The sequence below is a fragment of the Amycolatopsis sp. NPDC059021 genome (assembly GCF_042739895.1).
Classification (GTDB): domain Bacteria; phylum Actinomycetota; class Actinomycetes; order Mycobacteriales; family Pseudonocardiaceae; genus Amycolatopsis.
Window position 1 is genome coordinate 6,298 of the sequence record NZ_JBHYIQ010000159.1, and the last position, 10,235, is coordinate 16,532.

11 protein-coding genes and 1 pseudogene are annotated in these 10,235 nt (G+C 70.3%); 6 read left to right on the top strand and 6 right to left on the bottom strand.

The window, feature by feature from the left end:
- Together ACFWX1_RS45785 and ACFWX1_RS45790 are read right to left on the bottom strand one after the other, a co-directional pair.
- Nucleotides 1-511, bottom strand: a pseudogene (locus ACFWX1_RS45785) (hypothetical protein); the annotation flags it as partial.
- 91 nt (nt 512-602) lie between these two features.
- Nucleotides 603-1,358, bottom strand: coding sequence for an Asp/Glu/hydantoin racemase (locus ACFWX1_RS45790; RefSeq protein WP_378324990.1), 756 nt, complete (start codon nt 1,356-1,358; stop codon nt 603-605).
- 162 nt (nt 1,359-1,520) lie between these two features.
- Here ACFWX1_RS45790 and ACFWX1_RS45795 point away from each other — a divergent pair, with 162 nt between their 5' ends.
- Complete coding sequence (locus ACFWX1_RS45795; protein ID WP_378396219.1) at nt 1,521-2,450, top strand: D-2-hydroxyacid dehydrogenase; 930 nt, start codon at nt 1,521-1,523, stop codon at nt 2,448-2,450.
- Nucleotides 2,447-3,832: an amidase gene (locus tag ACFWX1_RS45800; RefSeq protein ID WP_378396220.1), complete on the top strand. Its 1,386-nt coding sequence runs from the start codon at nt 2,447-2,449 to the stop codon at nt 3,830-3,832. The genes ACFWX1_RS45795 and ACFWX1_RS45800 overlap by 4 nt, the downstream gene beginning before the upstream one ends.
- Nucleotides 3,833-3,836: 4 nt before the next feature.
- Here ACFWX1_RS45800 and ACFWX1_RS45805 read toward each other — a convergent pair whose 3' ends face one another.
- Nucleotides 3,837-4,511: an ArsR/SmtB family transcription factor gene (locus ACFWX1_RS45805; protein ID WP_378396221.1), complete on the bottom strand. Its 675-nt coding sequence runs from the start codon at nt 4,509-4,511 to the stop codon at nt 3,837-3,839.
- Between the two features lie 64 nt (nt 4,512-4,575).
- Between ACFWX1_RS45805 and ACFWX1_RS45810 the strand changes: the two genes are divergently transcribed.
- Genes ACFWX1_RS45810 through ACFWX1_RS45820 form a run of 3 tightly spaced genes read left to right on the top strand, consistent with a single transcriptional unit; the run spans nt 4,576 to nt 5,930 of the window.
- Nucleotides 4,576-5,064: a MaoC family dehydratase gene (locus tag ACFWX1_RS45810; RefSeq protein ID WP_378396222.1), complete on the top strand. Its 489-nt coding sequence runs from the start codon at nt 4,576-4,578 to the stop codon at nt 5,062-5,064.
- 21 nt (nt 5,065-5,085) lie between these two features.
- Nucleotides 5,086-5,436, top strand: a complete 351-nt coding sequence (locus ACFWX1_RS45815; protein WP_378396223.1) for a metalloregulator ArsR/SmtB family transcription factor — start codon at nt 5,086-5,088, stop codon at nt 5,434-5,436.
- Nucleotides 5,433-5,930 (top strand): SRPBCC family protein, encoded by a 498-nt coding sequence (locus ACFWX1_RS45820; protein WP_378396224.1) that lies wholly within the window; start codon nt 5,433-5,435, stop codon nt 5,928-5,930. Before ACFWX1_RS45815 ends, ACFWX1_RS45820 begins: the two co-directional genes overlap by 4 nt.
- Here ACFWX1_RS45820 and ACFWX1_RS45825 read toward each other — a convergent pair.
- Entirely contained in the window at nt 5,906-7,147 is a 1,242-nt protein-coding gene (locus tag ACFWX1_RS45825) for an MFS transporter (RefSeq protein ID WP_378396225.1), read from the bottom strand. The two genes, ACFWX1_RS45820 and ACFWX1_RS45825, sit on opposite strands and share 25 nt — an antisense overlap.
- Before the next feature lie 93 nt (nt 7,148-7,240).
- Nucleotides 7,241-7,753: an ArsR/SmtB family transcription factor gene (locus ACFWX1_RS45830; protein WP_378396226.1), complete on the bottom strand. Its 513-nt coding sequence runs from the start codon at nt 7,751-7,753 to the stop codon at nt 7,241-7,243.
- A gap of 117 nt (nt 7,754-7,870) precedes the next feature.
- Between ACFWX1_RS45830 and ACFWX1_RS45835 the strand changes: the two genes are divergently transcribed.
- Nucleotides 7,871-8,845 (top strand): aldo/keto reductase, encoded by a 975-nt coding sequence (locus ACFWX1_RS45835; RefSeq protein ID WP_378396227.1) that lies wholly within the window; start codon nt 7,871-7,873, stop codon nt 8,843-8,845.
- A 28-nt stretch (nt 8,846-8,873) separates the two neighbouring features.
- On the opposite strand, the gene ACFWX1_RS45840 is transcribed toward ACFWX1_RS45835, so the two are convergent.
- Nucleotides 8,874-9,968 (bottom strand): alpha/beta hydrolase family protein, encoded by a 1,095-nt coding sequence (locus ACFWX1_RS45840; RefSeq protein ID WP_378396228.1) that lies wholly within the window; start codon nt 9,966-9,968, stop codon nt 8,874-8,876.
- Nucleotides 9,969-10,235 lie beyond the last annotated feature (267 nt).

Here is a 10,235-nt window from a genome sequence, read left to right on the forward strand (position 1 = left end):
GCCGCGCCGGGGGCCCCGCCCCCCGCGCGGGGGGGGGGGCGCTGCGCCCGCCCCACCCCCCCCCCCCCACCTCGACCCCGCCCGCGGCGAGGAAGTCCACGAACAACCGGGCGACGTCGTCGGGGTAGCTCGCCGTCACGGCGACCCGCCGCACGCCGAGCGCCTTGGCGGCGTGCACGAACGCGAAGGAGGTACTCGAAGCCGGGACGCCGGCGACGGCGGCCAGCCGGTCCGCCTGGTCCCGCGCGCCGTCCCAGCCGTAGACGAAGCTGCCACTGGTGCAGGCCCAGACCACCGCGTCGGGCTCGTGCTTGGCCAGCAGCGAGGCGCCCTCGGCGAGCCGTGCCTCGCTGCCGAGGTCGAGGAGTTCGGGGACGGCGTGCAGGTCGGTGCCGTAGATGTGCTCGACCGGCAGCCGGATGCCGCTCCGATCGCCGCCCAGGAGTTGTTCGGCGAGCGGGTACTCGTCCTCGGCGGCGTGGTCCGGGTAGATGAAGCCGATGGTGGTCACGGAACCTCCGGGGAAGCAGGCAAATTGTCGACAATCCTAACAACGGCGGGGAAACTTCACTCCTCCGGGTGGATACGAAAGGGGGTAGGCGCTAGGGAACAGGAGGCTGGGTGATCTCGCGGAGCCATTTGCCGGGCCCGACCACGGGCAGTCCCATGCGGCGCAGGCAGGCCCACATCGTCAGCTGGTTGGCGGTGAACACCGGTTTGCCGAGCGCGGCTTCCAGCGGGTCGATCAGGTCGTAGGTGGGGAGGTTGGTGCAGCTGACGAAGATGGCGTCGGCCGCGCTGTGGTCCGCGGCGAGGATGCGTTCGGCGATGGTCCGGTAGCTGACCTTCCAGATCCCGCCGCCGAGGCCGAGGTGATCGCTCGACACCGTGGTGACGCCGATTTCGGCGAGGAAGTCGTGCAGCTTCCCGGTGAGGTCGGCGTCGTACGGGGTCAGCACCGACACCTGGCGCAGGTCGAGGCTGTGCAGCACCTCGGCCAGCGCGCCGGAGGTGGTCACCGCGTCCGGCGCGCCGGCGTCGCAGATGGCCTTGGTGAGGGAGCGCTCGTAGTCGACACCGTTGACGAAACTGCCTGAGGTGCAGAGATAAGCGACGACCTCGGGTTCGACGTGCAGGACGTCCCTCGTCGCGGCGGCGAGGTGCCGCTGATCGCTCACCAGCTGGGCCATCTCCATGCTGACCGGCACCGGTTCGTACGGGGTTCTCGCCAGGTGGAGGGAGACCTCCATCGGCACCCAGCGCCACAGTTCGCGTTCCAGGGCGAGGTCGAACGGGGCGATGACACCGATGCCCCGCTGTGCCAGCGGCCCTTCGAACGCGAGGAAATCAAGGTCCAAGGTTAGCCCTCCGGAGAGCGTCTGAAGATGACAAGTCCGGTCGCTCCGGGGGTCAGTCCTCGGATTGTTGACAATCATACGAGCGGCTCCTACCGTGTCAACGTGATCGCGTCGGATTCCCCGGTTTTGGCGGTGCTGTGCGGCGCTGGCCAACCACCAGACATGCGCGCTATCGAAGGCGAAGCGGTGGTTCGTTACACGGACGCGGCCGGACTGCCCGATGCGTTATCGGGAGCGGACATCCTCTTCGTGTACGACTTCCTCTCCACGGCGGTCCCCGGGGCGTGGCACGCGGCCGACCGGCTGCGCTGGCTGCACATCGCCAGTGCCGGTGTCGATCCGGTGTTGTTCCCCGGGCTGCGCGAGAGCGACGTCGTGCTGACGAATTCGCGCGGGGTCTTCGACGACGCGATCGCCGAGTACGTCCTGGGCGTGATCCTCGCCTTCGCGAAGGGCTTCGCCCGTTCGCTGGACCTGCAACGGCAGAGCCGCTGGCTGCACCGCGAGAGCGAGCGCGTCGCCGGGCGGGAGGTGCTGGTGGTCGGCACCGGGCCGATCGGCAGGGCGATCGCGCGGCTGCTGCGCGCGGCGGGGATGCGGGTGAGCGGCGCCGGGCGCCGGGCCCGTACCGGCGATCCGGACTTCGGCGTCGTGTACGGCACGGACGAGCTGCCGGGATGCCTGTCCGCCGCGGATTACGTCGTCGCCGTGGCGCCGCTGACGGAGCAGACGAAGGGCATGTTCGACGCGGCGGCGTTCGCGGCGATGAAATCGTCCGCGCGGTTCGTCAACGTCGGCCGCGGCGAGCTCGTGGTGACCTCCGACCTCGTCGCGGCGCTGGGCGAGGGGAGTATCGCCGGTGCCGCGCTCGACGTGTTCGAAACCGAGCCGCTGCCGCCGGAGAGTCCATTGTGGACCATGGAGAACGTGCTGGTGTCGCCGCACATGTCCGGCGACTTCATCGGCTGGCGGAACACTCTGGTGGAGGTGTTCCGGGAGAACTTCATCCGGTGGCGGGCAGGGGAACCGTTGCACAATGTCGTGGACAAGCAGCTCGGGTACGTGCCGTCACCGGAAGTCAGGACTGGATGAGCGAAACGACATTGTTGACCGCCAGCGAACTCGTCGCCGCGTACGCGACCGGGGAGCTTTCCCCTGTCGAGGCCACGCAGAACGCGCTCGGGGTGATCGAGGAACGCGAGGACGAGGTCAACGCCTACTGCCTCGTCGACCCCGATCGCGCGCTGGAACAGGCGAAAGCCGCCGAAATCCGCTGGCGGGACGGCAATCCGATCGGCTGGCTGGACGGCGTGCCGATCTCGATCAAGGACATGTTCCTGACCCAGGGCTGGCCGACCGTGCGCGGCTCGAAGTGCATCGACCCCGATCAGCCGTGGGACGTCGACAGCCCGGTCGCCGCGCGGGTGCGGGAGAACGGCCTGGTGGTGCTGGGCAAGACCACCACCCCGGAGATCGCCTGGAAGGGCGTCACGGACAGTCCGCTCTGCGGGATCACCCGTAATCCGCACGATCCCACGAAGACCGCGGGCGGGTCGAGTGGTGGCAGCGCGGCGGCCGTCGCGGCGGGCATGGGTGAGCTTTCGATCGGCACCGACGGCGGTGGTTCGGTCCGGATACCCGCGTCGTTCTGCGGCATAGTCGGTCTCAAACCGACCCACGGCCGCATCCCGCTCTTCCCGGCGAGCCCGTTCGGCCCGCTTTCGCACGCGGGGCCGATGGCGCGGTCGGTGGACGACACCGCGTTGCTGCTCGACATCCTGTCGCTGCCCGACCACCGCGATCCGACCGCGCTCGACACGGCGCTCGGCGCGTACCGCGAGGCGGTCCGGCGCGACGTGCGCGGCCTCATCGCGGCGTACTCGCCGACGCTGGGCTACGTCGACGTCGACCCCGAGGTCGCGGCGATCGTCGCCGCGGCCGTCGCCGCGTTGGACGAGGCCGGGCTGAGCATCGAGGAAACCGATCCCGGCTTCTCCGACCCGAAGCCCGCTTTCGACATCCTCTGGGCCGCAGGTGCGGCGAAACTGCTCGATACCTTCCCGCCGGGCTCCGAAGAGAAGGTCGACCCCGGGCTTCGCCGGGTCTGGGAGCGAGGCCGGACGTACTCGGCGAGCGACTATCTCGGCGCGCTCGCCGACAAGGCCGCGCTCAGCATCCTGATGGGCGAGTTCCACACCCGGTACGACGTCCTGATCACGCCGACCCTGCCGATCACCGCGTTCGAGGCCGGCCACGACGTCCCGCCCGGCAGCGGGCTGAGCGAATGGCCGGAGTGGACACCGTTCAGCTACCCGTTCAACCTAACCCAGCAGCCCGCGATCAGCGTGCCCGCCGGGCGCACGACGTCCGGGCTGCCGGTCGGGCTGCAGATCGTCGGGCCACGGCATTCCGACGATCTGGTGCTGGCTGTCGCGAAGCTGCTCGAAGAGGTCCGGCCGTGGGCGTCGCGCTGATCGCCTAGAAACCCAGCTCCGCCCAGCGTTCCCGGCCCGCGGCGGTGATCCGCAGCGCCCGCCCGGCCGGGCGGCGGCGTACCCAGCCCGCCGCGAGCAGGCCCGAAAGCAGGGCGCTCCCCAGCGCGCCCGCGAGGTGTGTCGTGCCATGTGACCAGTCGACACAGGCACGCACGCCCGCGCGGCCGGGCTCGAGTCCGGTGATCTCCAACGCCGCCAGCAGCGGATGGTCGAACGTGCGCACCACGCCGGTCTCGCCGGGTTCGAGTGAGGGCACGATGTCGTCCTTCCGGAGCACGACGGCGATGTCGACACCGAGTTGCCCGGCGAGATGGCCGTAACAGATCCGGGCCGCCAGGAGTGCGTCCGTGGGCGGCACCGGTTGGAGCGTGCCGGGCAGCCGGGGCGGCGCGAGCGCGGCGAGTGCTTCGACGAGCTGGGCGACCTCGGGCCCGGCCAGCCGGTGCAGCCGGCGCCGTCCCGCGTCGGCGACGTGCACCAGTCCCGACGCGCACAGCACCCGCAGATGCGAGCTGGCCGTGGACGGCGCGATCCCGGCGACCGTGGCCAGGCGGCGGGCGGTGTGCGCCTCGCCGTCCATGAGCTGGAGCAGCATCGCGGCGCGAGCCGGTTCGCCGATCGCCCTGGCGACCGTCGCGATGTCGGGCTCTGTGCGCACGCGTTCAGGCTAGCCGCACGATTGTTCGCCGCGGATCGAAGTTTTCCCGTGGCAGGCTGCCGCCATGACCACGACCGAAGCGTTCGCCGTCCCGATCGGTGAACGGTATTTCGAGGACTACCGGCCCGGCGCGGCGTACGAGTTCGGCCACGCCGCGTTCACCGAGGCCGAGATCGTCGAGTTCGCGCGGCGGTTCGACCCGCAGAGCTTCCACGTCGACCGGGAAACGGCCCAGGACGGCCCGTTCGGCGGGCTCATCGCCAGCGGCTGGCACACCGCGAGCGTGCTGATGCGGTTGTTCGCTGGTCACTATCTGTCCACAGTGGCCAGTCTCGGCGGGCCCGGCGCCGACGAGTTGCGCTGGCTCAAGCCGGTCCGTCCCGGTACCACGGTCCGGCTGCGGGTCACGGTGCTGGACACCCAGCCCTCGCGGTCGAAGCCCGACCGGGGTCTGGTGCGCACCTTGGCCGAGCTGATCGACCAGGACGACGACGTGGTCCTCCGCCTGACCGTGCTCAACTTCCTGCGGCGAAAGGCCTTCCCTGAAGCGTAACCCATCGGTTACGCTTCATCGGTGGACGTCGCGGGCGCGATAGCGGACCCCGTCCGTCGCGAGATCCTCCTCCTGCTCCGGGAGGAGAACCTCGCCGCGGGCGAGATCGCCGAGCGGTTCGCCATCAGCAGGCCCGCGATCAGCAGGCATCTGCGGGTCCTGCGCGAGAGCGGTCTCGTGCGCGACGAGCCGGACGGCCGCCGCCGCGTCTACGTGCTCGATCCGGCGCCGCTGGCCGAGCTCGCGGGCTGGCTTGCCCGGTTCCTGCGGCCCACGGGCTGGGAACACCGGCTCGACGCGCTGGAGACCGAGGTCCAGCGCACCCGGCGTGCCCGCGCGAGGGCACGCGACGACGAGGAGGACATCGCATGACCCCCACTCCGACCGGGCGGCTCCTGCGCACCGCCGACGGCTGCGATCTGGTGCTGGAGCGGACTTTCCGCGCGCCGATCGACGACGTCTGGGCGAGCGTGACCGAACCGGAGAGCACCGCGCGGTGGTTCGGCGCCTGGAAGGGCGACGCCGCGCCCGGCCGCACCGTCCAGGTCCAGATGGCCTTCGAAGAAGGCGCGCCGTGGTTCGATCTGCGCATCGACGCCTGCGAGCCGCCGCATCGGCTCGCCGTGTCCACAGTGGACGAGCACGGCAGCTGGCGGCTGGAGCTGCTGCTGACCGTGACCGAAGGCGCGTGCGTGCTGCGGCTGGTCCAGCACCTCGAGTCCGACGCCGGGATCGGCGACATCGGCCCTGGCTGGGAGTACTACCTCGATCAGCTCGTCGCGTCCGGAGTGGACGGTCCGCTGCCCGTGTTCACCGATTACCACCCCGGCCAGAAGGCGTACTACGAGGCGCTCGCCGGGCGCTGAGCCTCCGGCACCTTGCGGGCCAGGCCGCGTACCTGGCGGCTGCACAGGGCGAGCGCCGTCGCGAGGACCACGAGCACACCACCGCCGATCAGCGTCGCCTCTCTGCCGACGTGCTCCACCAGTGGGCCCGCACTGATCTCGCCCAGTGGCAGCGCGATGAACGAGCCGAGCATGTCGTAGGAGTACACCCTGGCGAGCTTGTCCTCCGGCACGTTCTCCTGCAGCGAGACGTCCCACGCGACGGCGAACTGTTCGACCGCCAGGCCGGAGACGAACATCGCGAACAACAACGGCAGCAGCAGCGGCGACCAGCCGAGGGTGAACAGCGGTATCGAGTCGAGCGCCACCAGCAGCACACCGAACATCAGAGTGTGGCGTGGTTGCCAGTGCGCCGCGAGGAGGCCGCCGGCGAACGAGCCTGCGGTCTGGACGGCCAGTGCGAAACCCCAGCCCGCGCGGCCGAAGGAGTCGTCGGCGATGAGCGGGCCGACCACCATCAGCGCGCCGAAGGCTACGGCGTTGACCACCATGAACTGCAGGACGACGATCCACACCCAGGCGCGGGAGGTGAATTCCCGCCAGCCCTCGCGCAGCTCCGCGAGGGGGTTGCCGCCGGGGACGCGGGTGCCACGCGGCAGCCGGATGCCGCGGTAGGCCAAGGCGGCGCCGAGGAACAGCGCGGAGTTCGCCGCGACCGCCCAGCCGGAACCCACGGCCGCGACGATGACACCGGCGATCGCCGCGCCGCCGATCCGGCCCGCGTTGGACAGCAGCCGGACCAGCGCGTTGGCCTGGCCGAGCTGTTCGGCGGACACGGTCTGCGGGGTGATCGCGGCCGCCGCGGGCAGCGAGATGGCCGCGACCGCGCCGTTGACCAGGCTGAGCGCGACCAGCAGCGGGATCGAGGCGAATCCACAAAGGACACTCGCGGCGATGAGGGCCTGGGTGACCGTCGCCGCCAGCTCGGTGCCCTGGAGGATCACCGAACGGGGCAGCCGATCGGCCAGTACCCCGCCGAAGAGCAGCAACAGGACGTTCGCCAGCGAGCGCGCGCCGACCACGATGCCGAGGTCGACCGCCGACCCCGTCAGGTCCACGACGGCGAAGGCCAGCGCGAGCGGCGCGACGGCGTTGCCGAAATCGGCGAACGTCCTGCCGGTGACCAGCTGCCGGAAATTGCGCTCGCGCAACGGGACGAGCAGCGTCCGCGCGCTCATGCGATCGCCTCGCTCCACGAGACAGTGTTGAATCCCTTTTGGCGCATGGTATTCATGATTCGCTCGCAAGCGTCGCTCATGCGACCCCCTCGCTCATCGCAGCTCGAAAAGGGCGACGCTGGCGCTGACCCGGACGGTGCCTGCGGTTCGCGGCGGTTCGGCCGCTTCGTGCAGCAGACGGCTCAGTTCGGTGGCCTGGCGCAGGGCCTGCGCCCAGACCTCCGGATCGACCCACAGTTCGGCGTCGGTGATCGACGCCGGGTGTTCCGGTGCGCGGAATGCGATGCGGCGCTTGAGTTCCTCGGCCGCCGACGTCAGGAGGACGTGGTCCTCTTCGGGGTTGCGTTCGGTCAGCCGCGGCCCGGACTCGGGATCGTGGCGATAGCGTTTCGCCCGCCCGCCACGGATCGAGACCTCCTCGACGATGTCCAGCAGTCCGGCCTCGTGCAGCCGGCGCAGGTGGTAGCTGACGTTGGCCTGAGTCTCGTCGAGTTCGCGCGCGGCCTCGGCGGCGCTCATCGCCGTACCGGTCAGCAGCGACAGGATCCGCAAGCGCAGCGGGTGGGCGAGCACGCGCAGATCGTCCAGGGTGGGGGAGTCCGGCATGGGCCGAGTATCCCGGTGATCGGCGCCGACTGTCAAACAGTTATTTGGTGGTGTCGATGGACGGGATTTCCGCCACGCGTGACTGCGGAGATCCGATGTCTGTGCTGTGCTGGAAGCATGCGTACGACGATTTTGGGCAGGAGCGGTCTCGAAGTCTCGCGGATCGCCTTCGGGACGTGGCAGCTCAGTGGCGCCTGGGGAGCGTTCGACGAGGACGTCGCGATCGCCGCCGTCGGGCGCGCCCGGGAACTCGGCGTCAACCTCTTCGACACCGCGCAGGCCTATGGCGCGGGGAAGTCCGAAGTCTTGCTGGGCAAGGCATTGCGCGGCGAGCTGAAGCGGGGCCGGGACAGCGTCGTCATCGCCACGAAGGGCGGGATCAAGCCACGCGCGGAACGTGCCCGCGACGCGCGCCGCGAGTGGCTGACCGAGGGTGTCGACACCAGCCTGCGCAATCTCGGCGTCGACTACATCGACCTGTACCAGGTGCACTGGCCCGATCCCGACACCCCGGCCGAGGAGACCGCCGGGGTGCTGCAGGAGTTCGTGGACGCCGGGAAGATCCGGCACATCGGAGTGTCCAATTACGACACCGCGCAGCTCGCCGCGTTCGACGAGCACCGCCCGGCCGAGACGCTCCAGCCGCCGTATCACCTGTTCCGGCGCGGAATCGAGGCCGACCCGCTGCCCTACGCGCGTGAGCACGACATCGGCGTGCTGGTCTACAGCCCGCTCGGCAGCGGCCTGCTGACCGGCGCCTTCGGCGCGGACACGAAGTTCGAGGCCACCGACTGGCGTTCGCGTTCCTCGGCGTTCCAAGGGGAAAACCTGCGGCGCAACCTGGAGATCGTCGGCAAGCTGTCGGCTTTCGCCGGGGAGAAGGGGATGTCGGTCAGTCAGCTGGCCATCGCCTGGACGCTGGCGCGGCCCGGCGTGCACGCCGCGATCGTCGGGGCCCGGAAGCCCGCCAACATCGAAGCGAGCCTCGCTGCCGCGGACATCGAGCTTTCATCGGATGACTTGGCCGAGATCGACCGGCTCACCGCCGACGCAGTGCCGATCACCGGCGCCAGCCCGGAAGGCATCGCCTGACCGGGCCGGTCGCCGGTGATCGCGCGGTTCACGGGTTCCAGAAGCGGACTTCGGGATAGTGCGGCGAGGGGCCGCGCAGCAGCGGCTGGAAGCGGCCGCGCAGATGCTGATCGAGGAACGCCGTCACGTACGCCTCGGTGATCCGGATGCCCCGCAGCGGCTCGATGAGGTTGCCGGGCATCGGGAAACCGGCCTTCGCCGCGAGGTAGTTCGCGTCGGTGAAGGTGTTGTGGTCGGCTTTGTCCACGGTCAGCCAGCGCTTCCAGCCGCCCAGCTCCGGCCAGCCGGCGTCCCAGGTGGGATCCCAGGTGCCGCCCGGCTGGTGCTCCGGCTGGCCCAGCAGCAGGTACGGGCGGTTCAGGCCGGTCACCGGCGTGTAGAACTTGCCGTCCACGATGACCCCGGCGCCGATCCGCGGGTCGGCCAGCATCGCCGGGGCGGTACTCGAGCCGCCGATCGAGTGGCCCACCATGGCGATCCGGCTCGCGTCGACGAGGCGCGCGACGCCGTGGGGCGACCGTGGCCCGGTCAGTTCGTCGAGCACGAACGACGTGTCGGCGGCACGAGCGTCGACGAGCTTCGTCCAGTCCTTGATGGCGCACGCTTCGCAGCCGGTGGTGTGCCCGTCGGGGAACGTGGTCGCCAGTGCCTCGTAGTTGTGGCCGATGCCCGCGACGACGTAGCCGCGGCTCGCCAGCTCCTCGGCGAGGGAGGTCAAAGTGTTGCGTGGCAACATGAAACCGGGCGAGAGCACGACGAGTGGCGCCTTCCCGCCGAGCGCCGGAGCCTCCACTGTGGAGTTCGTGCCGACGCCCGCGAAGAAGTCGGCAGGGATCTTCACCGCCGTGCCCAGCGCCGCGGATTCCTGCGGTGTCATGTACTTCGCGCGCTGGTCGCTCGCGGAGCGCGCGGGATACCACAGGGAGACCATCAGCTCGCGGCGCTGTGCCGGGACCCACGGGTCGGCGCGGCGAGTGTCGGTCAGGTGAAAGGTCGACAGGCCGACCTTGTGGTGTCCGGTCGGCCGGGGGAGTTCTGCCGGCGCGGTCGCCGCGTTCGCGACGCCTGTCGTGGTCAGGCCGACGGCGAGAGTGCCCGCCAAGGCCAGGGTTCGGAGTCTCATGGCTCCAGTGTCTGGCCACCTTTTTCCGCTGCCATCCGGAAAACCCCCGGAAGCCCCTCGGTGAGATCCCGTAGGCACCAAGTCTTCCCCGGCTCTGATGGGCTCCGCGGTCGAGCGCCCCAAGGATTTCTCGGCAGATGGGGGGCTTGCCAGTGGGCGCTTCCTCAGGGGCAAGGTGGTGGGTGTGGTGGGGGGGGGTCTGTGTCGTCGCAGGTGGAGATCTCGGATGCGGGGGAGGGGCTGTCGCGCGGGCGGGCGGGAGCGGCC

Coding starts and splice junctions, on each gene's coding strand:
- ACFWX1_RS45800 (WP_378396220.1), top strand. CDS start 2,447: ATGAGCGAAACGACATTGTTGACCGCCAGCGAACTCGTCGCCGCGTAC.
- ACFWX1_RS45830 (WP_378396226.1), bottom strand. CDS start 7,753: ATGCCGGACTCCCCCACCCTGGACGATCTGCGCGTGCTCGCCCACCCG.
- ACFWX1_RS45820 (WP_378396224.1), top strand. CDS start 5,433: ATGACCCCCACTCCGACCGGGCGGCTCCTGCGCACCGCCGACGGCTGC.
- ACFWX1_RS45795 (WP_378396219.1), top strand. CDS start 1,521: ATGCGCGCTATCGAAGGCGAAGCGGTGGTTCGTTACACGGACGCGGCC.
- ACFWX1_RS45825 (WP_378396225.1), bottom strand. CDS start 7,147: ATGAGCGCGCGGACGCTGCTCGTCCCGTTGCGCGAGCGCAATTTCCGG.
- ACFWX1_RS45840 (WP_378396228.1), bottom strand. CDS start 9,968: ATGAGACTCCGAACCCTGGCCTTGGCGGGCACTCTCGCCGTCGGCCTG.
- ACFWX1_RS45810 (WP_378396222.1), top strand. CDS start 4,576: ATGACCACGACCGAAGCGTTCGCCGTCCCGATCGGTGAACGGTATTTC.
- ACFWX1_RS45835 (WP_378396227.1), top strand. CDS start 7,871: ATGCGTACGACGATTTTGGGCAGGAGCGGTCTCGAAGTCTCGCGGATC.